The sequence below is a fragment of the Streptomyces sp. NPDC127038 genome (genome assembly GCF_042725875.1).
Lineage (GTDB): Bacteria > Actinomycetota > Actinomycetes > Streptomycetales > Streptomycetaceae > Streptomyces.
The window spans coordinates 31,318-57,972 of sequence record NZ_JBHXDQ010000051.1; the positions used below are offsets into that span (position 1 = coordinate 31,318).

The window sequence follows — 26,655 nt, forward strand, 5'->3', positions numbered from 1 at the left end:
GAGCCGATGCACACGATCACTGTCGACGCCCCGGACGTCTCACGTGCCTGGCTGGAAGCCTGCACCCGCCTGTCGGAAATCCCGGGCAAGAAGGCCTTCCACACCGTGGTCCGGATCACCCGCCCGCTACAGGAGGACCCGCATCTGCGGGCCGAGCTGGACCGGCTGCGTGCGGCTCGCGCCAAACCGGTGCTGTATCCCATCGACACGGTCGTCAACACGCTCTTCCCGGCGGCGCTCGCCGCCACGTGCACCACGCACGAGCAGCTCAGCGAACGCTACCGGGCCGTGTATCCGCGTCTGCAGCAAGGGATCCGGCGCAACGTTCACGGCACCTACTTCGGCCGTCTGGTCTCCTACCCCGGCACTCCCGACAAGCCGGAGCCGGTCGACCAGCTGGCCCGTGTGATCAGGCGCCTGAACAAGCTGCGCACCTCGGCGAAGTGGAGCGCCGTCTACGAGGCGGGTACCGCCCAGGTCCTGGACAGTGACGAAGGCGTGTTGGCGCAAGAGCCGGCGGCCGGTGACGCCGGGCCCGAGGCCGTGATCCGGGCCGCTTCGCTGGACACGCAGACGCTGGACTTTCCTTGCCTGAGCCACTGCTCGTTCCAGTTCGACAGCGCCACGAACACCGTGCACCTGGCCGCCTACTACCGCAGCCACTACATGTTCGACCGCGCCTACGGCAACTACCTTGCTTTGGGGCATCTGCGTGCCTGGGTCGCCCGCCATGCCGGCCTCGCACCGGGCACCGTGAGCGTCATGTCCGGCTGCGCCCGGCTGGACTGCAGCAAGGTCGAGCTCGGCGCCCTTCAGAACGCGGTGACTACGCCGCTGTTCGGGCTGGGGGCCTAGCCTCGGGCAGCCCGGGCTTCGGCGGCGGGGGCGCCGTGCCCTGCCGCGGTGTTCAGGCCCCACTTAGGAGGGAACCAGGCCCGCAGCGCGGCAGCGTCTCTGCGGTAGGCCTGCTTGATGCGGGTGCGGCCGCTGATCCCGGCGATGTCCGGGTGGGCGACACGCGCGTACTTGTCGACCTCGCAGAACAGGTTCTGGCAGTCGATCAGTTGCAGCGGTCTGCCCTTCAGCCCGGCAAAGGGCAGACCCAGGCGGGTGAAGTGCTCGTCCTGGGAGGCGGCCATGTAGCGGATGACGTCGGCCTCGATCCCGTCGGCTGCCGGCCCGAAGCATTTGCGGATGCCGTCCCGCGCTCCGGGGCCCGGCACCACGAAGTCCATCTCCGAGAACGCGAGCTGCGGCGCGTAGTTGAGGTCGATGGTGAACTGGTAGGCGAGGAACGGGCCGAGCGCCGGGTAGCCGAGCAGGACCTTGTAGGCCTCTTTCATGGTCGCCGCCTGGGCGACGCGCCCGGGTGCGCCGCTCGTCATCATCATCTCCAGCAGCCGCAGGTGATTGCGGTGCTTGCGGCCCTCCCCCAGCTGGGGCGGAGGAACGATGTAGGCGGCCGAGTAGAGACGCTCGCCCTGGGCGAAGGCTGCTGACAGCACCCGGTCGTACGCGGCGAAGGTGTAGCTGTCCCAGCGCACCTCGCCCAGTTCCCGGCTCAGCAGCCGCCAGGTGGACTCTTTGTTGAAGAGCTTGAACAGCAGGGTGCGAAAGAACACGTCCTCCCAGGCCTGAGGACCGCTGTAGATCACGTCCGTGAGGAGGAACTGGCTGACTCTGTCCGCTGCCCGGTAGCAGTTAGTGAACCGGTGCCGGGCCAGGATCGGGTCGTCGGTCCACGGCTGTTCCCGGCCCTCCAGACGGGCCTCGTAGACGGCCTGCCGGGCCGCGGCGAACCGCCAGTAGGTGTCGAACACCGGCGTCGGCCGCAGCTTTTGGCCCGCCACCTGCACCGTTCCCGGCATCGCATCCGAGCCGGCGATCGCTTGACGGTCTTGCAGCAAGGTCCCCATGGCCGCATTATATATTCGTTATATGTTGCCTGTCAGCGAGGAGGAGCCATGGAGTTGCTGCACCGTCAGCAGCAGCGGCGCACCACCTCGGTGCAGTGGCCCGAGGACATCGACCGGCGGCTGAACATCCTGGTCCGCGCTGCCGCAGCGGCTGGCGAGCGAACATCGCGGGCCGAACTGCTGGCCGCTCTGGTCGCAGCCGCCGACACCCAGCCCGATCAGTTGGCTCGCCTTCTGCACGACTACCGGCGCCTCCCGGAATCCGCCCTTGCGGATGACGAGAACCGTGAGGACCTCCCCCGCGTCCTGCCCCCTGGGCCGCGACGCGCCGCATCCGCCTGAACGACCCACCTCCCCGCAAGGACACGGCGGCCGGCTGGATCACCCGCCACACGGACCGCGTTGCCAGCCCGACGACACGCAGTCACCGTCGCTACGGCACTCTTCGCACGCGGTACACCGGGCCGGTCGCCACAGCCGCCGCCCCCGGTGACCGCCTTCGCCCCGGCTTTTCAGACGGCTGGAGCATCGGCGGCGAAATCCCTGTCATCCGCAGCAGGCAGCGAAGATCGCTCCCGCGGGACGGGGGTGCTACCCGACCCCGCAGCGGCGGCCCGAAATCGGGTCAGCTGTGTGCGTAGCGTTTCTTCCATGCCACGAACTGCACCCAGCCGGGCCGATCTCAAGCTGATGGACCTGGCGGCGGCGTCCGGATACCCGATCAGCGCAAGCCAGTTGGAGCGCTGGCGCCAGCACGGCTTGATTCCGGGCTCTGATTCCCGGCGTACAGGAACGGGGGGAACCGAGCAGATATCCCCGCAGGGCACGGAAGATCTGGTCCGTGCTCTGGCACGGCACGCCAGCCCTGGACGCACCTACGACGACCTGGCTCTGCTTGCCTTTTTCTCCGGAGCCGCGGTCCCGGAGCTCGCGCTCAAGACCGCGCTGGGACGTGTCTACTTCCGGCACCGCGCACAGCACGAGGAGCAGGTCGAACGTGTGCAGGCACTGGTTCCGCCGCTGTGGGCTGCCGAGATGGACGGTGAGTACGAGCGGGCCGAGGCTGCCGCGAAGATCTCGCTGGCGGAGAACGGCAGGGCCGTACGCCAGATGCGCATCAATCTCCGCCGTCAGCCTGATCTGGCCCGCTCCCCACGCGAGGAAGTGGACGCCCGCCTACTGGGAGTGCTGGTAGGGCTGGAGAGGCGACAGCTTCCTGAATCAGACGTGGCTTTCATGACCGACCTGTCAGCGGCGCTGCACCTCGACTGCGATACCGCCGAGGACTGCCTCGCGGTCTGGGACTACGCGGCCGCATGCCACGCCTCGCAGATGGCCCGCCAGGAGACGACATCGCCCCAGGAGCGGATCGAGAAGCTGGCGCGTATCAGCATCGAGGATCTGACGGCCCTGCGCACAGAAGTGCTCGAGAACCTGGATCAGGTGTGGACGCGGGCGACCGGAGGGCTCCAGACACGCGCCTCGAGGGATCAGCCATGGCTGGCACGAGGTGCTGCCAGCACGCTGATGGAATGGATGAGCGCGCGCGAGGTCCACCCGCCCGGCTCTTCCCTCGCCGGCCGCTACTTCATCGAGAGCCTCGCCGACTTGTCACTACGTTGCCAGTTCTCGCAGGCCCGGTCATTGTTCGGCGACCGGGCCGGCGAAGGACGTGCTGCCTTTGTTGCGCGCACCAGCGGCTGACGGGCCGCTCTGCGCCTAAGACGTCATTTCATTTGGTGATGCGGCCCCTGGGCCGGGCGTGCGTTTCGGCAGACATAGCGCGCTGACCAGGCATGGCCGGAGCTTGGGCTCAGCATGTCCTTCCTGCTTGCCATGGGCAACCGTTTCTGGTTCACTCCGCAACCAAGATCACTTCACAGAGTCTTCACGTTTTCTCTACGAGGAGAGTGATGCGGTTCCGCATGAGCACAACTGTCATCGCCGTCGCTGCGCCTTCCTCGGCGCACGGCTCCGGCCATCGGCACGGCTGCTGGCCCAGCGTCAGAACGTCGTTCGGCAACATTCCGAGGCCCGACGCGGGCCCGAGGTGACGCTCGGCTACTCGCTCGCCAGCCTGCTCTCGAGTGGATCAGACGTCGCCCTGGGCCGCGAGGCCGGTGCCGGTCTTCAAGGCCGTCAACAGGCCCCCGACCGCCAGCGGTAAGGCTCGGTGACACTGCGGCACCGGCCTGGGGCCGTCGGGATTGCCGCATCTACGACCTGAACTCCAACAACGATGTCCCGGCCGAGGCGCAGCGCGCCCTCTGCGCCGGGCACGAACCTCTCGTACCTCTGGAAGGAAGTTCCGCACGCATGCCCTGCCACCTGTTGGGTGACACTCTTCGGAGAACTCCATGAGACGCCCAGGAAGGGTACTAGCCCTTCTCCTCGCCGCCGCCTCGGTCCTGGTCTCCGCGCCCTCCGCTCTCGCCGCTGCTCCCGCAGCCTCCGGGAAGACGATCGTCGACCAGGACGGCAACTCGGTCCAGCTGTCGGCCCGTACGACGCTCCTCGACCAAGCGACCGTGGCAGCCGTGAAATCGGTGACGAAGGACACCATCGCCTTCGCGCACAGCACCCCGCAGACCAGCGCGCTCAGCGTCGGCGACATCATCGTCAATCAGGCCGTCGCGTCCACACCCCTGCTGGTCACCTCTGTGACCCGGGCAGCGGGGCAGACCACGCTCGGCGTCCGGGAGACGACCACGGCCGCAGCGTACGCGCAGGTCAAGCTCCACAAGCGGGTCCACGCCAGCCGGCTGGCCTCCGTCTCAGGCACAGCACTGACCGCCACGGGCGAGGAGGTGCCGGCCACGACCAAGGTCGAGGTCACACCGAGCCTGACCGGCGTGAAGTGGAAGGCGACCATCGCGTCCGACAAGTTCACCAAGGGACCGATCGGCTCGAAGGTCACCGGAGTCATCGAGACGAACGGCGAGCTGAGCTACCAGCCTGACCTGGACATCCATCTCGACCTCGCCAAGCGGCAGTTCTCCGTCATCTCAACGGTCAAGCCGACAATCAAGTTCGACGTCACGAGCAACGTCGAATTCGAGGTCACGAAGGACTGGGCGAAGCCGTTCCGCCTCGGCAAGCTCAGCTTCGAACCCGTCGTCTTCACCGTCGGCCCCATCCCGTTCACTGTCAGGCCCGAACTGGAGGTCGGTTTCGGGCTGTCCGGGAAGGCGTCCGCCGGTCTTGGTATCAAGTTCGACTGCTCGACGCCCGCAGAGCTCACGGCCGGTTTCCGTATCGGCAGCACGAACGAAGGAGTGTTCTCCTACAACGGCTGCACGAACAACTCAGTTGCGCCGGCGTTCAATGCCATGGGCACCGTCGAGGCGAAGATCCCGCTGACGCTCTTCGTCAAGATCGACGAGATCGCCGGACCCTTCGTCCGGGTCACCGGCAGCGCGTACGCTACGGCCGACGCCACCAAGAAGCCCTGGTTCGACTGGGGCCTCAAAGTGACCGGAGAGTTCGGAGGCCGCATCGAAGCCGGCCCCTGGCAGAAGGACCTGCCCGTCACTCTGGCTGCAACACTGTGGCAGTGGCCCAAGAAGCCGACCACCACAACGGTATTCAAGGGCGTCAGCAGCGTCACCACCACGTACAACCACGCAGCCACGACCAGCGCGGCAAAGACGTTCAACTATCCGGGCGAACTCCTGACGCTGAAAGCCAACGTATCCGGCGGCGCCACGGCGAAGAAGGCCGTCTGGTCCCGGACGAGCCAGTCGAAGTACGACCTGTGGTTCGTCAACCCGGCCTGCACGGCAACGAAGATCGCGTCCACCACCAAGACACCGGCGTCGGGCGTCTGCGCCAGGCGCACCAGCTGGACCGGCGCCACCGTCAAGGCGTACACATACCGGGACACGGCCCTGTCGACCGCCACGCCCATCACCAGCCAGAAGGGCATCTTCACGCAGGGGCAGTTCGCCTACTCGGTCACGACCACCGACACCGGCGTCAGTGCACCGCACACGGGCAGCATCTCGGTGCTGCGCACGGCACCCGTCAAGCCCACCGCGGCCACCAAGCTGACCGGAACGCCGCTCGAAGCAGGCGCCCGCCTCACCTGGGCCGCACCGGCCGACGACGGCGGCACCCCCGTCACCCGCTACCGCGTCTACGCGACCACGACAGCCGACGTCGCCGCGTCCCGCAAGACGGTCGAGCAGCTGGTATACGGCACAACCGTCGACCTGAACCGCCTCGCGGAGAAGGTGCCCTACACGATCACCGTGACCCCGCTCAACCGGATCGGGTACGGACCGGCCATCAGCACAACGGTGACACCGCTCGCCCCCATCCGGGCCGGCGACACGACTAAGGTTGCTCCGGCCGCCTACACCAACGGTCTTGACACTTCCTACGCCTCGTTCAGTTCCGACGGCCGATATCTGCTCACTTACACCGAGGAGTATGTGCCGTCGAGGGCAACTTCAGTTCATGAGCTGACCCAGGTCGACCTGGCGACCGGAGCACGTATCGTCGCACCGCAGGCGAAGTCGCTCAGATGGGAGTACCCGCTCTCGGCGAGCAACGACGGCTCAAGAGTGTTCGACGGCCACCTCGTGTACGACTTCAGCACAGGGCAGACAACCACTCTGGCCGAAGAGGACGTGCACGTCACGAGCTCGACCTTGTCAGGCAACGGCCAGGTCGCCTTCTGGGTGACAGAGGACGACCCACTGCATGTGAAGATGGTCCGACTGGCCAGCCCCGCCAACGTATCGACTCTCACGGTGGCTGTTGCCTCATACGGCCGCCTCGTGGATGACCGCATTACTGATGGGACGCTCAGCGCATCTGGCGACGGGACGCGGCTTCTCGTCCGAAACGCCCGCACCGCGACCGACGACTGCATGCCTCACCAGGCCGGTGTAGTCATCGAAACGGGCACTGACTCACGCCAGGCCGTCACACCTACGGCGAGCAACTGCCCCACCAACAGCTATTCGCGCTACTTCGGCTTGAACGTCCAGAACCTGGCCCTGTCAGCCAACGGACGGTTCGTGACGTTCAAGCTCGGCAACGACTGGGACGGGTTCCAGCAGTACATCGTGGACCTGCAGCAGACCAGCCCTCGGCTCGCCCGCAAGCTCAACACGCCGCAAGCCCTGATATCGGGGTACTTCTTCAACCAGTACGGCACCGTCATCAGCAATGACGGCCGGGTCGCCGCTTGGACCGCAGACAACAGCAACATGTCTGGCGCGACTTCGATCGCGGGCGCGTGCGACCGGCTCACCGGAAGCTGCGCGATCGCCACAGCCTCAGGCAGAGCAGACGGCCAGGAGGACAAGGGCCAGGCATACTTCGTCAACGACTGCCACACCGCGCTCTGGGTGGCGGTAGACGGGACCGTCTACCGCAGAGACCTGACCTGGTAGCCGTCCACAGCACTGCGCCTTGAACCACAACCCAATCTTCGGCCTCGGCACCCGTGCCGAGGCCGAAGCGTTTCCTCAACCACGAACCACACCACCCACAGGAGCCGGCGCAGCGCGCGGCGCACCGGCCAGGCGGCGGGCGAGGCCGGGTGCGGCATAAGCGATGACGAGAGCACGGCCACGGCGGCGAACGTGGTGAGGGGCCCAGCCAGCAGCACGCCGCCGGTCAGGAGCAGGACGGCGAGGGTGAGCGCGAGGCCCTGGTCGTGGTCGTGGTGCGCGAGGCCGGCTCGCTGGTTCATGTCCGGCGCAGGCATCCGGACGGCACCTGGCCTCCGTTGCTTGGTGCCGCACCGCAGGGGCAGGAAGGGACGCCCTGCCGGAGGTCCCACCGTGGCACGTCGCCAAGTGGCTACCGGCATGCGCACCAACATCGTCCGCCAGCTCAAGGGCGATGAGGCCAAGGGCGTTCTGCTGTTTGCCCGACGCCGGAAGCGTCCAGCGTTGGGCCACCGGCGATCCGGCATCCGACGAGGTGCTGCGCGTGTGGTACGTCGCTGTCACGCGTGCCCGCCGCTTGGCCGCCATCGCCCTGTTGGAAGAGGAGACCGACGCGCTGGCCCGGTTGCTGACCGAGCGACAGGTGCCAGTCCGCGTCGTATGAGACTGCTTTGTGCTGACCGGGCCGCCGAAGCGGGCCGCGCTAAAACGTGCTGATCAGGCACACCCGCACAAACGGCCCGACCTCACGGCAAGTGCGTACGAGACTTCTCAGACGAGAGCAGAAAACCGGGCGCTTCGCCGCTGCCGCCCTCACAATCAAAGGTCTCTCTCCAGCCTCGCCCAGCGCCTTCTCTGGCCGCTCCGCCTCGCTCTCGGCAACACCCGCACCCCCCGTCCCGGCCTGGGCCGACAGCCTGTAGCCCAAAGCGACTTCACGCAAGCGCGCCGCAGAACCCGGCAATCACAACCAATTTCCGGTTGCAGCCAGAGTCCCTCGCTGCTTCGGCGGGGTTCACTCCACGATTCGGTCGAAGAATAGGACACCGGCGGCGGTCGCGCCTACGCCAGCAGTGACGGCCACAGGCCAGGGGTTTGTGGCAATTGTGGCGAGAAAGCCTGCGCCGATGCCAGTGAGGATGGCCAGGAGGAAGATCATGGCGGAGCGCTGGTTGAGCAGCGGCCTGTTCTCGCTGGTCTGGCGGGAGTTGTTGCTGGCCATCGGGGTTCTCCTTTTAGGTCGGGAACTTGGTTCGAGGTGTTGTGTACCAAGCGGGATGCCGCGGGCCCGGGCGGTTTGTGGGCGTTCTGGGGTGGTGTGGCGGCAGCACGGATCGGCCTGGCTGTGGCACGTACCAGGCTCGTGATCGTGGTCGGCAGGGGCGCTGTTTGTGCCGCGTCTGTCTTTTAGATGGCCTGGTCGAGGATCGCGGTCAGGTCGTTGTCTTCCAGCGGCACGTAACGCTCGTACTCCGTGCGTGCGGTCTCCAGCAGTCGGCGCCAAGAGGTCACCGACGGACGACGACGCAACAGCGCCCGTCGCTCGCGTTCGGTCATGCCGCCCCAGACACCGAACTCGACGCGGTTGTCGAGGGCATCGGCCAGGCATTCGGTCCGCACCGGGCATCCGGTGCAAACGGCCTTGGCGCGGTTCTGGGCTGCGCCTTGCACGAAGAGCTCGTCCGGGTCGGTGGTACGGCAGGCGGCCAGTGCGGGCCAGTCGGTTACCCAGCCGGAGGACCTGGCCGACTGTTGCCTGCCCTTGCCGCTGGTAGTCTCGGCCTGAGCGATGTCATGGACATCGTCAATTCGCTTGTGGTTGATCGCATCGCCAATGACCTCGTCCTCCAGCCGGGCGCGGCCGGGCGCCGGGTCGTAGTCGGCGTACTCATCCTTCAGGGCAGCACGGGCTGCCTGTGCCAGCTCGTCGATGTTCATGCGTGCTGCTCCCTTCCGGTGCCAGCGGGGCGGTAGTTACCCAGGTGCTCTGCCAGCCGTTGCCGTCCGGCGGACAGGTGTGAGGAGACCGTGGAACGCGTGATGCCGAGATAGAAACCGACCTGAGTGGGAGACAGGTCCAAGAAGAGGTGCAGACGCAGGCAGTCGCCTTGTTGGGGCGGTAACAGATCCAGCGCCTTCTCCACATCCAAGCGGCAGATCAGGTCACTGATGCCCCCGTCTGCGGACGGTTCACTGGCGGCGGCCAGAGGCAGCGTTCTGGGCCTGCGGTCCGCCGCTCGGAAATGGTCCGTCAGTGTGTCGCGCAGGACCTTGAAGCTGAACGCCGACCGGTTGTCCGCCGACAGGAACGTCTGTCCAGCTCGATGCAGTTGAAGAAACGTCCTGCTAACGACGTCCTCGGCCTCGTCGCGGGTAATGCCACGACTGCGCACGTACTTGAGGAACACCACCCGGTGAAGGTCGTGGAAATCGGTCAGTGCCTGCGGGACGATCCACGTCTCATCTCCGGTGCCAGGTGTAGGAGCGACTGTTAGTGCCCAAGGGCAGCCTCTGCAGTCCGGTTCAAGGTCCGTTCGACGGCAGACCGGCTGGCTGCAGACGGGGCCAGAGGTGATGGTCATTTCGTTCCCCACCCCCCGGTCTCCGTCCGTGAACGCCGGTATCGCATTCGATCCCTCCCCCAACTGCTCACCGCGCACTGCTCTACACAACGGATGCCGCTCGCCGCCCGAAAAGCGTCTAGTGGCCCGTCAAGATTCTTTTCCACGCGCTGAAAACTCTCCCAGCCGACGTCGCCCGACCGCGCCATCCCGGACCCGAACGGCGCCTGCGGCCAAGCCACTTGCCGATTGTCATGCACCGTTGCGACGGTGACGGGGCCAAGCGATGGGCACGTGACCTTAGCGGGCTTGAGCCACTTTGGCGGTCACCCCCGGAGGGTCAGCGGTCGATCGAGCTAGTGAAGCTCCTTTCGAAATGACAATCGGTGTCGGTGCCCGGGTCGTCCCCACCGTCGCTGGCAGGTGGGGCAAAAAGAGGCATGCGAAGAAGTCGCGTAGCTGGTCCAAGAACGCGCACTTTGGCCGCTACTGGGCGCTGTCCGGTACGGCTTACGTACCTCCCGGGCATGGCCTCCCGCCTGACCGAACCCGTCCTGCTGGGCCTCGCCGTCCGCAACCGCGTCAAATGCTGACCCGGCACTCCCAGGGCCACAGGCAGAAGACGCGCGCACCGGCACAGTCCGCCGGTCGGATCCGCGGCCGCATCCGGTAGATGCCGCCCTGCCGTAATGGATCACCGCCACCTCGTCCTCGATCCACTCCAGCACCCGCTCGATCGCGCGCTCGTGCGCGGCCTCGATAACTCGCCAGGTCTCGTCATCACCCAGCGCCCACAACAGGTAGATCGTCGACTGCGGCCGGAAGACGAAGTCGACACCGTTAACCGTCACCGGCCAAGAGCGCCAGCCTTGAACGCTTTCTTCGGGGACGGACGCCGCCCGGCCCTCATGCCGCTGCGCGGGGCCCAGAGTAAGCCGGTGTCCCGGTCGGGCGATGGATGGGGCATGGCCTGATCGTGCTCGGACTGGCGCCAGGTGAGGCGGAACCTGTTCGGCGTAGGGGGCCGGCGCCCGTACGCGGACCGGATCGAGGCCGGCCTGTTCGCCAGGGGACGTCGCCTATCACTCGTGTCCTGTATCTACCTGTCGGCGACCTTGTCCATCGGTTCGCCCGTTTCCCCGACGACGGGACCTCGGGGATGGAAAGCTGGTCGGTCCAGAGGGGAGGGAGCGCCCGTTGCGCGCATTCAACGTCGCACGGTGCATGGCCTCGACGGTGGCCAGCAGCTTCTCGTCAATCGCGCCGTCATCCTGCTGGCGAACTGCCTCGCGCACCAGGAGTCGGACAGGGTGCTGCGCCCTCCACCAGTACACCTCAGGAACTACTGCGGCCAGAACCGCGGCGACGACAGCGGTGGCTGCCGTCACCAGCACGCCTGTGGGACCGCTGGCGACCGCAGCCCAAGCAGCCGGCGAGACACCAAGGCCTGCGGCCGTGCCACGGACCGCGGCGCGGGTGGGGCGCCTCATGGTGCCACCGTCCCTGCTGTTGCATGGGTGGCATACGGATGAGCGATCGTCAGGTTTCGCATGGTCCCTCCCTGGACTTGGAGCCGTTCGCAGGGATGGGGAAAAGCAGAGCGAATTTTCCCTTGACCAGAATGAAGTTTTTTCAAGATTCTTTTCCCGCCGAGGGAAGCGCAGGTCAGGGGCATAATGGCGGGGGCAACACGGTGGGAGTATGCGTCCGACGCCGACCTGATCGCGTATCTGAGGTCCGGCCCCACCCCTCTGGTGCAGGAGCAAGCGGCGGTGTACGACGAGATCGCCCGTCGTCATCGTCCGCCGGTACTGCGCTATCTGGCGCGCGAGCTGTACGGGGAGGACGCCGCGCTGGACGTGGGGCAGACCACCTTCCACGACGTCTTCACCGCATTGAAGTCACACAAGTGGCCCCAGAACCCGTCCAAGCTGGGTGCATGGGTGATGGTTTTCGCCAAGAACCGCTTGCAGAACTACCGCAAGCAGCGCAGCGCCCTGCTGCGCCGTGAGGCCTTGGTCGAACCTGAAGACGTCACGGAGGTGAAGTCAGCGCCCCAGATGTTCGGTGATGACCCCGGGCGGCTGGAGAACGTGCGTCTCATTCTGTACCGCGCGGTTCTTCCTATGCTGGACCCTGACGAACAGCGGCTCTTAGCCCTGCTGAGTGCAGAGCAGATTTCCGATGCGCAGGCCCTCGAACGGCTGGGTCTGTCGAAGAACCGTGCCACTACTGCCCGAAAGAAGGTTAGCAAGCTCTTCTACGCCTACCTGCTGACACAGGATCCGCCTGATTGCCCCCAACTGGCCCTAATCCTGGACGACTACGCAGGCGAAGGGTTCGCCGCCCTGCTCGCATCCCGGGTCATCAAGCACTTCGACGACTGCCCCGTCTGCCAGAACTGCCGTACCTGCCACGTGCAGCGTAAGCACCACGCGCGGGAATATGCGCCTGTCTTCATCCCGCTGGTGTGTGCAGCTGAATTCAGCCATCGCGTCCGCGAAACGATGACCGAGGTCGTCTACGGCAGGCCCCGAGGGGCTTCTCCCTCCGAAAGGCTTTGGCCCCCGCCTGTGACGTTGTACGCGGCCCCCGGCCTCCCGCCCGCGCCAGCGCCTTGGCCGAATCCCGGGACAAGCCTCAACTCTGCAGGCAGCAGAGGCGGGAACGTGCCGTCCCGGGGGCTGGCGGCAGTCCTGGGCTTGGCGATCCTGGCGATTCTCGCCGTCACCGTGCCCCGGGTCATACCAGCAGGCCCTCCGACGAGCGCTACCCCGGTCTCCTTGACCAGCAGCGACGACGTGGAGAACTGCCAACTGCGCGTCTTGGTCTACGCTGCGTGCTTCGGTCCCCGTGTCCTGGCCAACGACGGCAGCAACCCCCTGGTGAAGCAACTCCTTGCCGCACCGCAGGGCGGCATCACCCGGGTCGACCGCAACCTCTCCGTGCAGTTCGTTGCCTCCGAGCCCCTCATTCATCAGCCGGCAGGCAACGAACCCACCCCCCTGCCACCGAACTGCTTCACGTCGGGCTCCAACCGCCAGTCCTGGGCACTCGCTGCGGATGGAGCGGTCCAGACCGTCTTCTCCGGCTCCACCCTCGCCGAAGACGGCATCATCCCCCTCGACGCTCCTACCGCTGCCGACCTGGCTGCAGACCTCGGAACCCCTCTGAGATCCTGCTTCTCGTCCAACCTCTTCGGCGACAACTACGTACTGGACGAGCGGCCGGCACCCATAGCAGGGATGCGGTCCTTCGCGATCCGCAACGTCGGCCCCGTACCGCGCTTCTACACCGGTCACGCGGTGAGCATGCAGTACTCAACCGTCTGGCTTCAGGGAAACAACTACCTGTATGCGACCTCGCTCAGCGAATCCACCTGCGACGCGATCGCTCGCGCCCTACACGACAAGGCGGCCTCATCCTGACCCTGGGCATCAGGCGTGCCGTCAGCGCTACCGGGCATGGGACTGCAGCCACGCGAAAAGGGCATTGAAGGCCATCATGGCCCCGGCGAGCAGCACTGCAGTGGCCCCCACCATCACAACCCACGCAGGCGACTGCGAGTGTGCTTGAGTGTCTGCCAGGATCACGCGGCCGGCAACGTGCTCGATATGGGACGCTCCAAGTACGGCCAGGGCACCCCAAACCCACAGACGCGGCCACAAGGCTCCCAGCAGGGCCAACGCGAGGGCGCCGAATCCTGCATAGAGCACCAGGTCGGCGAGGCCGCGGTCCTGCCAGAAGTCAGCCTCGCCCATGCGGAACCACGGCATCCGTGAACCGGCGGCCATGAGTAGACCCCCCGTCGCAAGCACCCACGGTGACCGGTAAACGGTGGATGGCGCGGGCGCGGCCTGCACCCAGAACGACCAGCCAGCCGGCGCCGGAGGCCAACGCGGATCCGGCTGCCACCCCTGCGGCGGCCGCCAGCCCGAAGGCGGCACAGGCCACCCCGGCGGAGCGTTGAACTGCATATTCTCCCTCCGATCGGTATCGACCCCCCTCGCCGCTGCCCAAAGCACCAGAGACCAGGTGTACTGCCTCCAGGCAGTACGTTCCGGCTGTGCCCCGGTGCCGTCGTCCATTTGCTCTGCAGAGCGTGGCGCGAACGAAAGTCAAAAGGTCGACTGCACTCCGTGCAGTGTCGCGGCCAGAACATCGCGCTGCCCCGCTTCTCGTGCGTCCGCTCTGCGATCGCTGGCGCCCATCGCTCAGTGTGCAGCTACTGGAAGACCGGTGCGGTCACGTCGTCGGCAGCCGAAATACCGACCATGAGCAGGTCGCTCTGGTCGCGCGGAACGCGAAGCGATACCAACAGTCGCTGCCGTCTCACTTTCGAAAGCGACGATCACACGCAGCGACCGAGGCAGATGTTTCGCGCAGAGGCGATTTACAACCTCCCCGGTCAAGTGGTATCCGAGGTACTTGCCGCCCTCACTCTGGAGGCGGCCTTGCTTGAACTGCTCGAAAGCCTGTTTGTCAGACCTGAGCAGGCGATCAATCTGCTCCTTCGCGAGGGGAGTTGCGGTGACTTCGACTGACACCCCCGTAAGACTAGGGGAATATCGGTCGTGCATGGATCAGAGTGGGATTTTCTTGCCCATCCGCTGATTCATGCTCTCGACCAGGTCTTCCCGTTCAGCTGCGGCTTGATCCTGCAGTCGGTACCACAGCGCCGTCACAAGATCGCGGTTGCGCCCTGCATCTCGGAGCTCCTCCACCAGGTGCTTCACGCGGTGGAGCTGGACAGGGTCGACCTGCTTGGGCCTGTGGGCCACCACCTTGAACTCCCCGCAGCAAAGACGTACAGGCCGCGGCAAACGCACAGCCCGACAACTTCGACGATGGAGAGTCAGCCGTCGACGAACGGTCGGCCGACCCCACCCATCCCGAAGACGGCTTGGATCACGGCCGCGCCTCGGCACCGCCCACAGACGTGAGAGCGCACCCTGCCAAGGAAACGCGCAGCACGCGAGTGAACGCGGTCGACGAGCAGTAGGGGTCAGAGGCGAGAAGCGACAACGGTCTGCCTGCGGTCGACCGGTACTACCTCGCGTGGAGGGACTACCAGGACGTGCACGGCGAACAGCCCTCCGGCAAGGAGCTCTCCGCACACCTCGCGGGCAAGGGCACAACAGGCCGCGGCGGCAGCCCAGTCAGCCCCTCCACGCTGCGCCGGTACTTCCTGCACTTCCGCATCTACGAGATTTGGGCGGACTGCCGGCTCGAGAGCACTGTTCCCTCGCCGCACACCGTGGTTCAGATCTGTGCGCGGCGCGGCATCACCGCGCAGTACAACAGGCCCGTCACCGCCGAGGACATCCTCCACCACGTACACGACTACGAACGCCGCTGGCAGACCATCAGAAGGCACCAAGCCGAGACCCTGCCCTGAGCCCGGCGGCCTTACAGGCGTCCTCGACGTCGTGGTCCTGCCCGATGTGCGCGTCATGCCCACCCCGGTCGCCGACTGTCGCCCCGCCCTCGAGAGCTGGCATGAGCAATGGATCCCGGCGCGATGCCTCGGTGGTCATAGCTGGGCCCGCCAGGACTGCGGGAACCACGAGAGCCGGCCACGGCCGCGGTGCGGACCTATACCTTCCTCGCCACGCATGCCAGGCCGTTGCCCACATGCACAATCTGGCCCTCGCGTCATGAGCAGACGAGCCCGCCACCGGCTCTGACCTACCGGCACTCAGCCTTGTGCAACACCCTTTAAGGGGTGTTGCACAAGGCTCTGAGCTGGGCATCTTCCTTGTATGGCTGGGGTGTTAAGGGCTGGGCGGGTGTGGGTGGAGACGTTCACCGGGTTGTGGGTGACGCAGTTCGCCCGTCTGCTCAAGGTGGTGCGGGAGCTGGGTGGCGACGGCACGTTGCGGGGCCGTCCGTGGTCGCTGCCATTGGCCGAGCGGGTGCTGATGGTCGCGGTGTACTACCGCACGAACCTCACGATGCGGCAGCTCGGTCCGCTGTTCGGAGTCTCCTCCTCCACCGTGTGCCGGGTCGTCCAGCGGCTGGTACGGGGTCAGCAGCGTGGTCGAGTGCGTCGTTTGGTCTGCGCCTGTTGACCAGATCGCGCACGTGTGACCGCCGAGGTTGCGCGGGCCTACGATCTCGGGGATGGCCAGTCGTGTGTGATGTCGAAGAGGCGCTCATGGCGGAGCTTGTGCGGCAGCAGGATGTGGATGCGTACGTGGGCTATCACGCCTTCGGGTTGCAGGAATCCGATGACGCGGACCTGCCGGTCCCCTTTCCTGACGACTTCAACCGGCATGCGTTCCTCAGCACTCATCCGGGACGTCTGGACATCACGAGCGGCGGCCATACCCACACCGCCACAGTCGGCGTCGAAGTGTGGGATGGGCCGCCGCCCGCCCAGAACCGGTCCCACTGGGATGAGGTGGCCGAAGCCGAATTCGAGTCGACCAGTGGTCAGGTAGCCGTGTGGTCCATGCACACGGGTCGGATGGACGACCTGATCACGCTGGCTGACTCCGGCGGTTCGTGGAATGTCCGCGTCCACTGTGCAGGCCGGGCCGAAGCCGCAGCCCTGTCGGAAGGCGAAGGCACCGGCCACGGTGTGGAGCGCTACCTCGTGCAGTTCTGGCCCGCCAAATCGTGAGCCGGCTGCGGCGGGAGCGGCTGGTGCCAGGGGCCGCTCCCGCCGCAGTACAGGTCAGGTGACGATCTTGACGATGAAGCCGTCATCCAGTCCGTCGATCATGCGGTTCTTGGCGTAGAAGCTCTTCAGGAGGGAGCCGCCCGCCCCGTTGTCGTCGCCCGGGATCGGCTTCGCGGAGAAGTTGAACTTCTGTGCCTCTGGGTCGTAGTCATGCTCCGCGGCTCCTTCCGGCTCGCTTTCCGCGAACCGGTCACACACTGTTCAGCGACGTCGGCCGTTGAGATGATCACTGCTCACCCATGGCTGAGGAGTCGGGTCCCAGATGAGCAGTTGGTCGCCAGAGATAGATGAGGTGCTGGAGGCGTCGGGATGGGACGCTTGGACGGAAGGCAGACACGGCCCGCCGGCGATCCATGTTCGAAGCGGTCGGCCTCGCCGTGCACGACGCTGCGGAAGCCTTCCTGCAAGAGTTCGGCAGTCTGACTGTGAACGTCAGCGGACCAGGGATCAGCTGTGCACACACGCCGTTCGAGCTGGACCCGAGCCGGCCCGGGGCAAGGATGACCGCTTCACGGAGTGGGGCGAAGCGATCGGGCGCCGTCTTCACCCGCTCTGCGAGCTGGACCACGGCCGGTTCTTCCTGGGCATCGATGAAGTGGGCGTGATCTATATCGTCGAGACCTGGGTTGCCGGCTTCGGAGCGATCACCAACGGCGCGGTCAGCGACATCCGCATCTACCCCACCGCCCCGCCCCCAGCAGACGCCGCGTCGCCAGCAGACGCCGCGTCGAGCGATGACCTGCCCAAGGTGACTCAGCTCGACTGACACCGGGCCATCGCTCAGCGCCCCGCCCGCACACCTCTACTTGGGAACCATCATGAGACGCAGCACCTTCCTGGCCGCGGCCACGGCGACCGCCCTGTCCGCCTCCCTGTTCACGGGAGGCGCCCCGGCCCACGCGGACGGCACCACCGACGGTCCGGTCCTGTCCGACGCCGACGGCTGGTACGAACCGGGCCTGCTCTTCGTCACGGCACACTCCGACAGCCCGCTCACGCACATCACGGCCCACTTCTACCCGCTGAACGCACCGGAGGGGGCTCAAGAGGCCGGATCGACCGAGGACTTCACCCAGTACTCCGGGGAGGACGCCCGCTCCGGCGTCTGGCGGGCACCGGTGCACCTGCCTGAACTGGGCGACTACCGGGTGACCGTCGATCTCCAGGACGCCTCCGGCGCCACCGTCACCGCGGCCGTGTCGCCGCACCCGCTGCGGTATCAGACCGTCATCACCGTCACCGGCCTCACCGCCACCCCGAACGTGCCGGACTACCTCCACCAGGACGTATCCGTCAGCGGCACTGTCGTCGCCCGCGACCCCCGGGACCCCGACACTCCGGCAGCTGCTGGCGGTGTCACCGTCGACGTCGACGCCGGGCACATCCACAAGACCGCAACCACCGGCACCGACGGCCGCTTCACAGCGGCGTTCGTCCCCACGACGCAGTCCTTCCGGCTGTACACATCGCCCGAGGGGTCCGACCGCTACCCGGGGGCGATCGATCTGGGGTCGGCCCCCCTGGATCTGCACACCGCACCGGCACCGATCCGCTTCACGGCCAGCACCCACGCCCTGAACCTGCAACAGGGTGCGACGGGGACCGTCACCGGCCACGCGGAGATCCAGACCACCTCGGGCTGGCAGCCGCTGCCCCACACCACGATCACGCTGCAGGACCAGGCGTATCTGGCGGGGACGACGACCACCGACAGCCAGGGCAACTACACCCTGCACGTCTCCTCGGACGGCGCCGCCACGAACGCCGAACTCGTCGCAGGCACAGGCGACATGCCTTTCCAGCTGACGGCCACCGAGCCCTTCAGCCTGCACGTCGCCTACACGACACACATCGGGCTGAGCACATCACTCGACGACGACGGCGCCCTTCGAACTCACGGCTACGTCTACTACGAAGACACCCGCGCCCACTGGCCCGCCAACCCCACCGTCACCCTGCAGTACTCCAAGGACGGCAAGAGCGGCTGGAAGGACGCCGCCACCGTTCCCGTCCCGATCCACCACAACAAACCCCTGATCGACGAGACGTTCACCCGCACCCTCACCAAGCCGGACACCGACGCCTACTGGCGCGCCCGCTTCAACGGCAACCCCGACCTGGGCACCAGCACCACCAAGCCCGTGCACCTCTACCGCTACGCCACCCGCATCACCGGCTTCCACACCTCCCCCGACCCGGTCCGCAAGGGACAGCCGATCCGTTTCGCCGGCACCCTCCAGTACAAGAACGGCACCACCTGGAAGCCGCTCTCCGGCGGCTCGCCCACCCTCTACTTCAAGCCCCGCGGCTCCACCACCTACCACTACGTCTGCGAACTGGCCAGCGACCACAACGGCCACCTGTCGGGCTGGGTCACCGCCAAGCAGGACGGCACCTGGGCCCTCGCCTTCAGCCGCCAGACCGGAAACCACTACCTCGCCAGCACCAGGGTCACCGACTACGTCGACGTCCGCTGACCTACGTCACAACGGATCCAGCACGCACCGCTCCGTCAGGCCGGCCGGCCCGGTGAATAAGGGGCCGGCCGCCAAGGCGACACGGTGCGTGAGGAACGCTGGAGTGCCGCTTCGATCAGTACCGTCGCCACCGTGGAACAGTTCAGAGCTGACCACCGTCCTCCGGCCACGTGGTCGCCGTACGATGACGCGGGCGCGGGGCGACGGTGTCGTGGCGCGCTCCGGGCGCCCGCAGTCAGGCGTGGGTTCAGCTGGAGCGATGCCGGGCATGCCGGTGCCGCTCAGGCTCAGAACGGGCTCATGTGGATCCGCGCTGTCGAGCACGAGCTCAACCGGACGGCGTGGCCGAGGACCACACGCCGAACCACTGCTCGGCGCCGTACTCCTCGAACCGCTCCACCTCGGTGAAGCCCAGCTTGGCCGCGAGGCGCATCGAGCGGTCGTTGGCGGTCTGCGTGCAGAGCACCACCGGCTCGCCGGGGAGGGCGTCGGCAAGCCAGTCGAGTGCCGCCGCGCACGCCTCGGCCGCGTACCCGTATCCCCAGGCTTCCGGCAGGAACATGTAGCCGAGTTCGGCTTCCCCGGCATCCGGACGGACGTGACCCGGCCGCTCCGCGTCGCGCCGGTCGAGCGTGATCATGCCGATCATCGCTCCGTCGAGATCGATCACGAAAAAGCCGGGGCGCCGCCCGGGGATCTCCGGTGCCGTGCGCTCGAGCTCGTCACGCGGTCGAGGGCCGCCGATGTAGGTGCCCACCTCCGGCGAGGCGAACAGCTCGATGAACGCCACACGGTCGCGGGCCTCGGACTCGCGGAGCACGAGCCGTCCGGTCCGTATCGGGGCAGGTGGCCAGGCGACGGGTCCCCACTCGGTCATGGCGGGCAACCTAGCGCACACCCACCCGGCAGGAGCTCCAGATTCCGGAACAAAGAGCTGCTTCCCGGACGTCGGGACGCGCCGATCTTGTCAGCTCCGGTGGCGTCCAACGACCGCTCTCAGCAGACTCTCGGCTGTGGACCTGAGACCGGAGTTGTTGCCCCCGCCCGTGAGTCGCCAGCGGCTGGACGAACTGTGCGCCGAGGTGGAGCGGATCGGTGACCTGCTGGAAACCCGCCCGGAGGCGGCGGGCGAGGCGATCGAGGCCTTCAACGCGATGACCGGGCACGACTACGTGGCCCTCGACTTCGCCACGTACTGGGGCAGCAGGAGCCTGGAGGAGTTCGCGACGGAGGCGGCCCGTCCGGCGTACCCCAGGGTCGCGGACGTCACCCGGGACGAGCTCGTGGAGATCGTCCGCAGACTGCTGACGGTCTCTCCGGAGAGCGACTACTACCTGCTGCTCCTGAAAGCCAACGTGCCGCATCCCCACGTGAGTGACCTGATCTTCCATGCCTCGGACGACCTTCGGGACGCGTCTGCCGAGCAGATTGTCGATGCGGCTCTGAAGTACCGGCCGATCGCGCTCTGAGCCCTGCACAGAGGTCAGCCGGCCACAGCCTGTTGCTCGGCGTGGGTGGTGGGTCAGGAGACTGCGGGTAGCGGCGCAGCAGGGAGGCGCCGAGGTCCTGGCGCTGGAGGTGGGCGGCGAGGGGACACACGGGGCAGCGTCCGAGCGGCTCGGCGCACCGTGACGGCGTCTCGCGGGACGAACCGCATGTCAGGGTGGGCCGGGCCCGGGCGAGGCTCGCCCGGCGGCAGCACCGGAGCCGGCACCTCGAAGACCCGCTCCGTCACCTGGTCCGTGTACCCGTCCATCGTGGCCGATGCCTGGAGCAGCACACCCCCGCCCGCAGCGGAGCGATCGTCAAGAGTTGTGGATTGGCTGAGTTGCTGATGTGTTCTGGCGTTGCAGCTCTGTGACCATGACGCCAGGCGCGATCTGGCGCTCGCAGACAGGCACGAAGCCGCGCCGACGGTAGAGCGCGACTGCGGGCAGGTTGGCGGTTCCGGTGGAGACGATGGCCAGTTCCGCGGGCTCGATCGAGTCCAGAGCGTCGAGGAGGGTTGTTGCGACTCCGCGGCGATGCGCGATGGGATGGACCACGAGGCGGCAAATGTCCAGAGCGCCGTTCGGCAGGCGGGTCCAGCCAACCGCTCCGACCAGCTTCGACTCGTCGCGAACCCCGATGAAGCACTCGTCACATGCACGCAACTGCTCGAGGGACTCGTGTAGAGGCGGGATGCCGTCGAAACCGATGAGCTGGGCCTCGACCGCGTAGGAGGCCCGCTGGAGGTCCCACAACTGCCGCAGGGTGTCGGGATCGGCCAGGTCGAGACAGGCTGGCTCGGCAAAGGGCCGGTGGGATTCGGTGGCGGCGTCGTGTTGGCCTGTCATGCGGCGATCTTCTCAGAACGCTCGACCAAGACGCCGTTCTCGAACGTCGCGCCGGAACGGACCAGGGCAACCAGCCGGCAGCCCGGCCGCCGCCCTCCGGAACGCTGGCGCGCGATCACCGGTGCCCACCTACAGGGAATCGATCTCGTGTTGCCGCACGAGGACGCTGATAGTCCCAGTGGCCAGACGAAGCGGGATCGCCGCCTGGGAGGCCGGGGCAGCGGCCCAGCAGCCCGCCCGGAAACATGCCGACCTGCGCGAGGCGCCCCCGGGCAGGGTCCGGGCGCAGCGCAGGTGAAAGCCCGGCCGGGCGCAGCCGTTTCTGTGGGGTGGCTCATGGCCGTGGGGGCGACCCGGGGGTAGCGGTGCTGGTGCACCGGACGCGTTCCTCTACCGTCAGTAGAGGAACGCGGTAGAGTCGGGATATGGCAGCAGACGAGACGAGCATCAAGGTGAGCGCGGCCGCGCGGGACCGGCTGGCGCGGTTGGCGGCCGAGCACGGCACGACCATCCGCAGCCTGGTCGAGGAACTGGCGCAGAGCACGCCGACGCAGGCCGAATACGCCGAGCGCGCCGAGCTGGCCCGCGCCGAACTCACCTCCGCCCTCGGCAGCGCGCCGAGTCCGGAGGCGGAAGCTAAGGCCCGTGCGCTGCTGGAACGCCTGGGCGGGACGCAGCCCGGCTCAAAGACGGCCGCCTAGTGGCGGCGATCTCGGTCGTCCTGGACCACACCACCGCTACCGCGCTGTACGACCCGAAGGACCCGTTCAACGAAGCGGTCGCCGCGTTCTACGTCCAGGCATCCGGCGGACTCGGTGATCTGTACGCGCCGGTGCTGTCCCTGACGGCCGGTGACACGGAACGGCCCGGCCTGCTCGGCTACATCAAGGGGCTGCGGTTCATCCGGATCGAGGCGTTCGACACCGACGCCGCAGCCACCGCCACCGAACTGCTGCGCTTCGGGCACTCCTGGGCCGGCGTCCACGCCATCCACGCCGCCCGACCCTCCGCCGCCCACCCCGCCGGGCGGTTCCTGCTCACGCTGACGCCCAAGGCGTACGCGGGCACCGGAGTTCAAGCCGTCCATCCCGACCAGTAACCGCGGGCTCTTGGACGCTCTCTCCAGCCCGCCCGCGCCGTCGCGGACCTGGCCCTTTGAGCACGCAAGGCCCGGCACCCTTCAGCGGGGGAGCAACGCTCGAGCAAGGCGGTCGCGTTGTCTGTTCTGATGTGCCCGGCCGTCGGCCGGGGTGTTCTCCGGAGGAACCATGTAGTTCACTGTCCTGCCTGTCTGCGGGTGGCCCGTCTCCCCCATGCCGGGGCAGACCTTCCTGGACGGATGAACGTACCTGGGAAGGACCGCGTTGCGAGCTCGGCAGGGCGATCAAGAACGTCCTCGCCCTCGCAGTCAGCCTCGCCGGGGGCTGAACACGGGCGACAACTCCCTTGCCCTGCTTGTCACCGCAGCCTCGCGGAGACCGCGCGTCTCGGCCAGGCGATGGGCACCGACCGGCTGACCTTCTCCGGCCTCGCCAGCGCCAGCGACTTCAACGCCACCTACAACGTCCTGGTGGCTACTGGTCGTACGCCCAGGAGTGGCCGCTCTGGCGGTACTCCTCTACGGGCAGCGGTTCGACGCTGGGACGCATCCGGCTCAGGTACAGCAGTCCGTCGAGGTGACCGATTTCGTGGGCGCCGAGCCGGGCGAGTCCCCGTTCGTACACGGTGGTAACCTGGGCGCCGTCTTTGTCGAGCTCGAAGAGGCGCACCTCGCTGGTCTTGGTCGGCCACGCGAAGACAGCGTCGGTATTGAAGCTCAGGCCGGTCTCCTTGATGGTGTGGTTCACCTCCACCTGCCGGCCAGTCAGGTGGTCCCGGCCTCGTCAACGTCGCCACCCGGATCGTCGCCCCAGTCACCGCGCTGCCCGGCCCGGAGGCGGGCGAGCCGTGCGAGGACACGTTCGCCCTGGAGGCCCTCAAGCGCGTCTTCGTGTCCTCGTTGCGGGTCTGGGCGCAGGCCTGGACGTTCCGTGCGGCGAACAGCGGCACATCGCGCCGCCAGTCCTCGTGTGTGAGTAGCTGCTCGGACACCGACGCCATCAGGCCGGTCGCGGGGTGGGTCTGCAGACCATCCCTGCCCCACCATCAGCCAACTACACTCCCGACGACGCCTCTGACCAGGACAGATAGCGAAACGCTGCTGCGTAATAGCCGTTACGGCAGTTCCCAGGTCTCTGATTCGCAGAAGAACAGGCCGCCTACGGCCTTGGGGCGCGTTGCTCGCCCGAGCCTCGAATGATCAGTCTGGTGGAGACGGTGACGGTGCGTGCACGGGAGCGGTCGCCGTCGAGTCGGTTCAAGGCGGTGGTCGCTGCCGCTCTGCCAATCTCTTCGGGGTCTTGAGCGACGACAGTCAGGGCCGGTTCGAGTGCCTCGGCCAGTACCAGGTCGTCGAACGCGACGACGGCTACGTGCTTGCGTTGGGTGCGGGCCAGTTCGGCGACGATGCCAAGCGCCATGATGTTGTTCCCTGCGAACAGGGCGGTGGGGGGATCGACCTGGTCGAGGAGCTGGGAGGTCGCGGTCGCGGCACCCTGCTGATCATGGGCATTGGTGACCAGCGAGGAGTCGTAGGGGAGTCCGGCTTCCTGCAAGGCCGAGCGGTACCCGGCCAGACGCTCACGGCGGGTATACAGCTGGGCGGGAAGGTCTCCGACGAATCCGATGCGCCGGTGCCCGTGGGCGATGAGGTGGGCGACACCGTCACGGGCTCCGTCTCGGTTGGAGCTCACGATGCTGTCCGCGGTGAGGTCAACTCCCGGACGGTCGAGAAAGATCACGGGGAGGCCCGCCGCGCGCTGGGCCTTGAGGTGGGAGTGATCGGCGCCGACAGACGGGACGACCATCAGGATGCTGACACGGCGGCTTAGGAACTTGTCCGTCAGGACGCGTTCGCGGTGAGGGTCGTCTGCGGAGGAGCCCATGAGGAGAGTCAGTCCGCGCTCGCGGACAGTGTCCTCGATGCTTCTGGCCACGGCTCCGAAGAAGGGGTTGGCGAGGTCGGGAATGACCAGGCCGATGGTGGTGTCCGGGCCACCGACGCGGATGTTGCGTGCCATGAGGTTCGGCTGGAAGCCGAGTCTGGCCACGGCGGCGAGCACCTGTTCTCTGGTCTGCGCTGATACGGGGCCGTCCTCGTTGAGGACACGGGACACCGTCTTCGCGCTGACGCCTACCTCTTGGGCGACGTCGGCCAGAGTGGGGCGGCGGCTTGCTGCCATTGAACGACCGTTCCTGGTGGGCTCGTTGGCTCCGGCCGCTGTTGCGGCCGGAGCCCTGAAGTGCTGCTGAGTCAGTGTGCCTGGACGCCGGCAGCTTTCGCGGCTTCCGAATCCGCGATGACAGTATCTCCGGCCTCGTCGACGGTGAGCGCGCCGGTCATGATGGCGACGACCTCAGCCATGGAGTAGTCGGAGGGCTTGATCAGGGCGGCTCGTCGTCCCAGCCGGTGGACGTGGATCCGGTCGGCGATCTCGAAGACGTGGGGCATGTTGTGGCTGATCAGGACGACCGGCATGCCCTTGTCGCGGACGCGGCGGATGAGGTCAAGGACCTGGCCGGATTCCTTGACGCCGAGGGCGGCGGTGGGTTCGTCCATGACGACGACGCTGCGCGCCCAGGCGACGGAACGGGCGACAGCCACGGCCTGGCGCTGTCCGCCGGAGAGTGTCTCCACCGGCTGTGTCAGCGACCGCAGGCCGATCTTCAGGTCGGCCATGTGCTCGGCGGCCTCTCGGCGCATGCGCTGTTTGTCGAGCATGCGGAAGACACTGCCGAGGACGCCGGCCCGGCGGAGCTCGCGCCCGAGGAACATGTTCGAGGCGATGTCCATGGAGGCGGCCACGGCCAGGTCCTGATACACCGTCTCAATGCCGTGGGCGCGCGCGCTCTGCGGACCGGAGAAGGTGACGGGTTCGCCGTTGAGGCGGATCTCGCCCGCGTCCGGGGCCACTGCCCCGGTGAGGGCCTTGATCAGGCTGGTCTTGCCGGCGCCGTTGTCGCCGATGACGGCGAGAACCTCGCCGGGTAGCAGGTCGAAGTCGGCGCCGTCGATGGCGGTGACCTGGCCGTACCGCTTGACCAGACCGCGGGCCTGCAGCACGGGCGTGGGAGAGGAGGTGGCGGTCATCGGGTCTTCTTCCGGGAGATCTGGTCGACGGTCACCGCGAGGATCACCAGAACGCCGGTGATCAGGGTCTGGTAGATGGAGGCAACACCCATCAGCTGAAGGCCGTTGCGGAACACACCGACGATGAGGACACCTATGAAGGTGCCAAGGACCGAGCCGCGGCCGCCGAAGAGGCTGGTGCCGCCGAGGACCACGGCGGTGATGCTGTCGAGGTTGTCGGTCTGTCCGGCCTGGGGGTCGCCGACTCCGGTGCGGGAGATGAGCAGCAGAGCGGCGATCCCGTACAGCAGGCCGGCCACGGTGTAGATACCGATGGTCAGCCGGGAGGTGCGGATGCCGTTGAGCCGGGCGGCCTCGGCGCTGTTGCCCAGGGCGTAGACGTGGCGGCCCCAGCCGGTGCTGCTCAGTGCGTAGGCGAGGAGCAGGAACAGGGCGATGGTGACCAGAGAGCCGTAGGTGATGTCGGTGTGGCCGAGGGGGAAGGTCTCTCCAAGTGCCGTCAGCGGGCCGGGCAGGTTGGTGACGGTCTGCTCCGCGGAGTAGATGTGGGTCAGTGCGAACGCCACGTTGAGCATGCCGAGGGTCACGATGAACGGGGGCAGGGGGATCTTCTGCACCAGGAGCCCGTTGAGCAGACCGAAGCCGCCGCAGACGACCAGGCCCAGCATGATCGCCACGAGTGGCGGGAGGGTGCCCTCAGCCGCCATCTTGGCGATGACGATGCTGCCGAACGCCATCACTGCTCCGCATGACAGGTCGATGCCCGCCGTGAGGATGATCAGGGTCTGTCCGATGGCGAGGATGCCGACGACCATGATCTGCTGCACGATCAGCGAGAAGTTCCCGCCGGTCAGGAACTGGTCGGTCGAGAGGGAGAAGAAGGCGCAGGCCAGGAGGAGGGCGACCAGCGGGCCGGTGGTCGGCGCGGTGAGCAGTCTGCGGACCGTCGTCGGTGCTTTGAGTTCCGAGTACGGCGTGGTCGTGGCTGTCATGCGAAGTCCTTGGTGGAAGACAGTTGTCCTTGCGGCTGGCAGCGAGGGCGAAACCCTCGCTGCCAGGACAAGGGGAGGCGGTCGGCCTGGGCGGGGA

At 67.1% G+C, this 26,655-nt stretch carries 29 protein-coding genes and 2 pseudogenes; 16 read left to right on the forward strand and 15 right to left on the reverse strand.

Annotation, left to right across the window (positions count from 1 at the left end):
* The first annotated feature begins 6 nt into the window (after positions 1-6).
* Complete coding sequence (locus tag ACFWI4_RS29115; protein WP_387202024.1) at positions 7-855, forward strand: hypothetical protein; 849 nt, start codon at positions 7-9, stop codon at positions 853-855.
* Here ACFWI4_RS29115 and ACFWI4_RS29120 read toward each other — a convergent pair.
* Entirely contained in the window at positions 852-1,916 is a 1,065-nt protein-coding gene (locus ACFWI4_RS29120; protein WP_387202027.1) for a nucleotide kinase domain-containing protein, read from the reverse strand. The two genes, ACFWI4_RS29115 and ACFWI4_RS29120, sit on opposite strands and share 4 nt — an antisense overlap.
* Positions 1,917-1,964: 48 nt before the next feature.
* Here ACFWI4_RS29120 and ACFWI4_RS29125 point away from each other — a divergent pair, with 48 nt between their 5' ends.
* The 3 genes from ACFWI4_RS29125 to ACFWI4_RS29135 all read left to right on the forward strand — a co-directional run bounded on the left by ACFWI4_RS29125 (position 1,965) and on the right by ACFWI4_RS29135 (position 7,318).
* Positions 1,965-2,258: a hypothetical protein gene (locus ACFWI4_RS29125; RefSeq protein WP_387202030.1), complete on the forward strand. Its 294-nt coding sequence runs from the start codon at positions 1,965-1,967 to the stop codon at positions 2,256-2,258.
* Positions 2,259-2,567: 309 nt separating this feature from the next.
* Positions 2,568-3,620 carry a hypothetical protein gene (locus ACFWI4_RS29130; RefSeq protein ID WP_387202033.1) on the forward strand — a complete coding sequence of 351 codons (1,053 nt, stop codon included), beginning with the start codon at positions 2,568-2,570 and terminating at the stop codon, positions 3,618-3,620.
* Positions 3,621-4,444: 824 nt separating this feature from the next.
* Positions 4,445-7,318 (forward strand): fibronectin type III domain-containing protein, encoded by a 2,874-nt coding sequence (locus tag ACFWI4_RS29135; RefSeq protein ID WP_387202036.1) that lies wholly within the window; start codon positions 4,445-4,447, stop codon positions 7,316-7,318.
* On the opposite strand, the gene ACFWI4_RS29140 is transcribed toward ACFWI4_RS29135, so the two are convergent.
* On the reverse strand, positions 7,294-7,620 hold the full coding sequence (locus tag ACFWI4_RS29140) for a hypothetical protein (RefSeq protein WP_387202039.1): 327 nt from the start codon (positions 7,618-7,620) through the stop codon (positions 7,294-7,296). The two genes, ACFWI4_RS29135 and ACFWI4_RS29140, sit on opposite strands and share 25 nt — an antisense overlap.
* 176 nt (positions 7,621-7,796) lie before the next feature.
* On the opposite strand from ACFWI4_RS29140, the gene ACFWI4_RS29145 reads away from it, so the two are divergent.
* Complete coding sequence (locus tag ACFWI4_RS29145) at positions 7,797-7,982, forward strand: hypothetical protein (protein WP_387202042.1); 186 nt, start codon at positions 7,797-7,799, stop codon at positions 7,980-7,982.
* A gap of 351 nt (positions 7,983-8,333) precedes the next feature.
* Here ACFWI4_RS29145 and ACFWI4_RS29150 read toward each other — a convergent pair whose 3' ends face one another.
* From ACFWI4_RS29150 to ACFWI4_RS29165, 4 genes are all read right to left on the reverse strand, one after another.
* Positions 8,334-8,540, reverse strand: a complete 207-nt coding sequence (locus tag ACFWI4_RS29150) for a hypothetical protein (protein ID WP_387202045.1) — start codon at positions 8,538-8,540, stop codon at positions 8,334-8,336.
* A gap of 185 nt (positions 8,541-8,725) precedes the next feature.
* On the reverse strand, positions 8,726-9,109 hold the full coding sequence (locus ACFWI4_RS29155) for a WhiB family transcriptional regulator (protein ID WP_387202131.1): 384 nt from the start codon (positions 9,107-9,109) through the stop codon (positions 8,726-8,728).
* A 143-nt stretch (positions 9,110-9,252) separates the two neighbouring features.
* Positions 9,253-9,900: an RNA polymerase sigma factor gene (locus ACFWI4_RS29160; RefSeq protein ID WP_387202048.1), complete on the reverse strand. Its 648-nt coding sequence runs from the start codon at positions 9,898-9,900 to the stop codon at positions 9,253-9,255.
* 335 nt (positions 9,901-10,235) lie between these two features.
* Complete coding sequence (locus ACFWI4_RS29165; protein WP_387202134.1) at positions 10,236-10,874, reverse strand: relaxase domain-containing protein; 639 nt, start codon at positions 10,872-10,874, stop codon at positions 10,236-10,238.
* Between the two features lie 777 nt (positions 10,875-11,651).
* On the opposite strand from ACFWI4_RS29165, the gene ACFWI4_RS29170 reads away from it, so the two are divergent.
* On the forward strand, positions 11,652-13,307 hold the full coding sequence (locus ACFWI4_RS29170; protein WP_387202050.1) for an RNA polymerase sigma factor: 1,656 nt from the start codon (positions 11,652-11,654) through the stop codon (positions 13,305-13,307).
* 27 nt (positions 13,308-13,334) lie between these two features.
* On the opposite strand, the gene ACFWI4_RS29175 is transcribed toward ACFWI4_RS29170, so the two are convergent.
* A complete protein-coding gene (locus tag ACFWI4_RS29175; protein WP_387202053.1) occupies positions 13,335-13,640 on the reverse strand; it encodes a hypothetical protein in 306 nt (101 codons plus the stop codon).
* Between the two features lie 513 nt (positions 13,641-14,153).
* Between ACFWI4_RS29175 and ACFWI4_RS29180 the strand changes: the two genes are divergently transcribed.
* On the forward strand, positions 14,154-14,423 hold the full coding sequence (locus tag ACFWI4_RS29180; protein ID WP_387202056.1) for a hypothetical protein: 270 nt from the start codon (positions 14,154-14,156) through the stop codon (positions 14,421-14,423).
* Positions 14,424-14,462: 39 nt separating this feature from the next.
* On the opposite strand, the gene ACFWI4_RS29185 is transcribed toward ACFWI4_RS29180, so the two are convergent.
* Positions 14,463-14,615, reverse strand: coding sequence for a hypothetical protein (locus ACFWI4_RS29185; RefSeq protein ID WP_387202059.1), 153 nt, complete (start codon positions 14,613-14,615; stop codon positions 14,463-14,465).
* A gap of 341 nt (positions 14,616-14,956) precedes the next feature.
* Here ACFWI4_RS29185 and ACFWI4_RS29190 point away from each other — a divergent pair, with 341 nt between their 5' ends.
* The 3 genes and pseudogenes from ACFWI4_RS29190 to ACFWI4_RS29200 all read left to right on the forward strand — a co-directional run bounded on the left by ACFWI4_RS29190 (position 14,957) and on the right by ACFWI4_RS29200 (position 16,504).
* Entirely contained in the window at positions 14,957-15,277 is a 321-nt protein-coding gene (locus tag ACFWI4_RS29190; protein ID WP_387202061.1) for a hypothetical protein, read from the forward strand.
* A gap of 364 nt (positions 15,278-15,641) precedes the next feature.
* Positions 15,642-15,899 (forward strand): annotated as a pseudogene (locus ACFWI4_RS29195) (transposase family protein); the annotation flags it as partial.
* Positions 15,900-16,036: 137 nt separating this feature from the next.
* Positions 16,037-16,504, forward strand: coding sequence for a hypothetical protein (locus tag ACFWI4_RS29200; RefSeq protein WP_387202064.1), 468 nt, complete (start codon positions 16,037-16,039; stop codon positions 16,502-16,504).
* A gap of 54 nt (positions 16,505-16,558) precedes the next feature.
* Here the strand turns inward: ACFWI4_RS29200 and ACFWI4_RS29205 are convergent, their stop codons facing one another.
* Positions 16,559-16,762 (reverse strand): hypothetical protein, encoded by a 204-nt coding sequence (locus ACFWI4_RS29205; RefSeq protein WP_387202067.1) that lies wholly within the window; start codon positions 16,760-16,762, stop codon positions 16,559-16,561.
* Between the two features lie 155 nt (positions 16,763-16,917).
* On the opposite strand from ACFWI4_RS29205, the pseudogene ACFWI4_RS29210 reads away from it, so the two are divergent.
* From ACFWI4_RS29210 to ACFWI4_RS29220, 3 genes and pseudogenes are all read left to right on the forward strand, one after another.
* A pseudogene (locus ACFWI4_RS29210) lies at positions 16,918-17,138 on the forward strand (SUKH-3 domain-containing protein); the annotation flags it as partial.
* 27 nt (positions 17,139-17,165) lie between these two features.
* Positions 17,166-17,330, forward strand: coding sequence for a hypothetical protein (locus tag ACFWI4_RS29215; RefSeq protein WP_387202141.1), 165 nt, complete (start codon positions 17,166-17,168; stop codon positions 17,328-17,330).
* Between the two features lie 52 nt (positions 17,331-17,382).
* On the forward strand, positions 17,383-19,041 hold the full coding sequence (locus ACFWI4_RS29220; protein ID WP_387202070.1) for a hypothetical protein: 1,659 nt from the start codon (positions 17,383-17,385) through the stop codon (positions 19,039-19,041).
* Positions 19,042-19,369: 328 nt separating this feature from the next.
* Here ACFWI4_RS29220 and ACFWI4_RS29225 read toward each other — a convergent pair whose 3' ends face one another.
* Entirely contained in the window at positions 19,370-19,918 is a 549-nt protein-coding gene (locus ACFWI4_RS29225; RefSeq protein WP_387202073.1) for a GNAT family N-acetyltransferase, read from the reverse strand.
* A gap of 169 nt (positions 19,919-20,087) precedes the next feature.
* On the opposite strand from ACFWI4_RS29225, the gene ACFWI4_RS29230 reads away from it, so the two are divergent.
* Positions 20,088-20,510, forward strand: a complete 423-nt coding sequence (locus ACFWI4_RS29230) for a hypothetical protein (RefSeq protein ID WP_387202076.1) — start codon at positions 20,088-20,090, stop codon at positions 20,508-20,510.
* 336 nt (positions 20,511-20,846) lie between these two features.
* Here the strand turns inward: ACFWI4_RS29230 and ACFWI4_RS29235 are convergent, their stop codons facing one another.
* Positions 20,847-21,377, reverse strand: coding sequence for a GNAT family N-acetyltransferase (locus tag ACFWI4_RS29235; protein ID WP_387202079.1), 531 nt, complete (start codon positions 21,375-21,377; stop codon positions 20,847-20,849).
* A gap of 425 nt (positions 21,378-21,802) precedes the next feature.
* Here ACFWI4_RS29235 and ACFWI4_RS29240 point away from each other — a divergent pair, with 425 nt between their 5' ends.
* Both ACFWI4_RS29240 and ACFWI4_RS29245 read left to right on the forward strand, forming a co-directional pair.
* The gene (locus ACFWI4_RS29240) at positions 21,803-22,078 is read left to right on the forward strand and encodes a hypothetical protein (RefSeq protein WP_387202082.1); all 276 of its coding nucleotides are present in this window, start codon (positions 21,803-21,805) and stop codon (positions 22,076-22,078) included.
* Positions 22,078-22,476: a hypothetical protein gene (locus ACFWI4_RS29245; RefSeq protein WP_387202085.1), complete on the forward strand. Its 399-nt coding sequence runs from the start codon at positions 22,078-22,080 to the stop codon at positions 22,474-22,476. Before ACFWI4_RS29240 ends, ACFWI4_RS29245 begins: the two co-directional genes overlap by 1 nt.
* Before the next feature lie 475 nt (positions 22,477-22,951).
* On the opposite strand, the gene ACFWI4_RS29250 is transcribed toward ACFWI4_RS29245, so the two are convergent.
* From ACFWI4_RS29250 to ACFWI4_RS29265, 4 genes are all read right to left on the reverse strand, one after another.
* Positions 22,952-23,224 carry a peptide deformylase gene (locus ACFWI4_RS29250; protein ID WP_387202088.1) on the reverse strand — a complete coding sequence of 91 codons (273 nt, stop codon included), beginning with the start codon at positions 23,222-23,224 and terminating at the stop codon, positions 22,952-22,954.
* A gap of 411 nt (positions 23,225-23,635) precedes the next feature.
* Complete coding sequence (locus tag ACFWI4_RS29255; RefSeq protein ID WP_387202091.1) at positions 23,636-24,658, reverse strand: LacI family DNA-binding transcriptional regulator; 1,023 nt, start codon at positions 24,656-24,658, stop codon at positions 23,636-23,638.
* Positions 24,659-24,729: 71 nt separating this feature from the next.
* Positions 24,730-25,566 carry an ATP-binding cassette domain-containing protein gene (locus ACFWI4_RS29260; protein ID WP_387202094.1) on the reverse strand — a complete coding sequence of 279 codons (837 nt, stop codon included), beginning with the start codon at positions 25,564-25,566 and terminating at the stop codon, positions 24,730-24,732.
* The gene (locus ACFWI4_RS29265; RefSeq protein WP_365738051.1) at positions 25,563-26,558 is read right to left on the reverse strand and encodes an ABC transporter permease; all 996 of its coding nucleotides are present in this window, start codon (positions 26,556-26,558) and stop codon (positions 25,563-25,565) included. The genes ACFWI4_RS29260 and ACFWI4_RS29265 overlap by 4 nt, the downstream gene beginning before the upstream one ends.
* Between the last annotated feature and the right edge of the window lie 97 nt (positions 26,559-26,655).

What these genes read in the sequence shown, in the direction of transcription:
- ACFWI4_RS29240 (WP_387202082.1), top strand. Translation starts at nt 21,803, where the DNA reads ATGGCAGCAGACGAGACGAGCATCAAGGTGAGCGCGGCCGCGCGGGAC.
- ACFWI4_RS29125 (WP_387202030.1), top strand. Translation starts at nt 1,965, where the DNA reads ATGGAGTTGCTGCACCGTCAGCAGCAGCGGCGCACCACCTCGGTGCAG.
- ACFWI4_RS29150 (WP_387202045.1), bottom strand. Translation starts at nt 8,540, where the DNA reads ATGGCCAGCAACAACTCCCGCCAGACCAGCGAGAACAGGCCGCTGCTC.
- ACFWI4_RS29115 (WP_387202024.1), top strand. Translation starts at nt 7, where the DNA reads ATGCACACGATCACTGTCGACGCCCCGGACGTCTCACGTGCCTGGCTG.
- ACFWI4_RS29120 (WP_387202027.1), bottom strand. Translation starts at nt 1,916, where the DNA reads ATGGGGACCTTGCTGCAAGACCGTCAAGCGATCGCCGGCTCGGATGCG.
- ACFWI4_RS29220 (WP_387202070.1), top strand. Translation starts at nt 17,383, where the DNA reads ATGAGACGCAGCACCTTCCTGGCCGCGGCCACGGCGACCGCCCTGTCC.
- ACFWI4_RS29140 (WP_387202039.1), bottom strand. Translation starts at nt 7,620, where the DNA reads ATGAACCAGCGAGCCGGCCTCGCGCACCACGACCACGACCAGGGCCTC.
- ACFWI4_RS29225 (WP_387202073.1), bottom strand. Translation starts at nt 19,918, where the DNA reads ATGACCGAGTGGGGACCCGTCGCCTGGCCACCTGCCCCGATACGGACC.
- ACFWI4_RS29200 (WP_387202064.1), top strand. Translation starts at nt 16,037, where the DNA reads ATGGCGGAGCTTGTGCGGCAGCAGGATGTGGATGCGTACGTGGGCTAT.
- ACFWI4_RS29265 (WP_365738051.1), bottom strand. Translation starts at nt 26,558, where the DNA reads ATGACAGCCACGACCACGCCGTACTCGGAACTCAAAGCACCGACGACG.
- ACFWI4_RS29255 (WP_387202091.1), bottom strand. Translation starts at nt 24,658, where the DNA reads ATGGCAGCAAGCCGCCGCCCCACTCTGGCCGACGTCGCCCAAGAGGTA.
- ACFWI4_RS29130 (WP_387202033.1), top strand. Translation starts at nt 2,568, where the DNA reads ATGCCACGAACTGCACCCAGCCGGGCCGATCTCAAGCTGATGGACCTG.
- ACFWI4_RS29260 (WP_387202094.1), bottom strand. Translation starts at nt 25,566, where the DNA reads ATGACCGCCACCTCCTCTCCCACGCCCGTGCTGCAGGCCCGCGGTCTG.
- ACFWI4_RS29160 (WP_387202048.1), bottom strand. Translation starts at nt 9,900, where the DNA reads ATGACCATCACCTCTGGCCCCGTCTGCAGCCAGCCGGTCTGCCGTCGA.
- ACFWI4_RS29175 (WP_387202053.1), bottom strand. Translation starts at nt 13,640, where the DNA reads ATGGGCGAGGCTGACTTCTGGCAGGACCGCGGCCTCGCCGACCTGGTG.
- ACFWI4_RS29235 (WP_387202079.1), bottom strand. Translation starts at nt 21,377, where the DNA reads ATGACAGGCCAACACGACGCCGCCACCGAATCCCACCGGCCCTTTGCC.
- ACFWI4_RS29180 (WP_387202056.1), top strand. Translation starts at nt 14,154, where the DNA reads ATGAGCAGGTCGCTCTGGTCGCGCGGAACGCGAAGCGATACCAACAGT.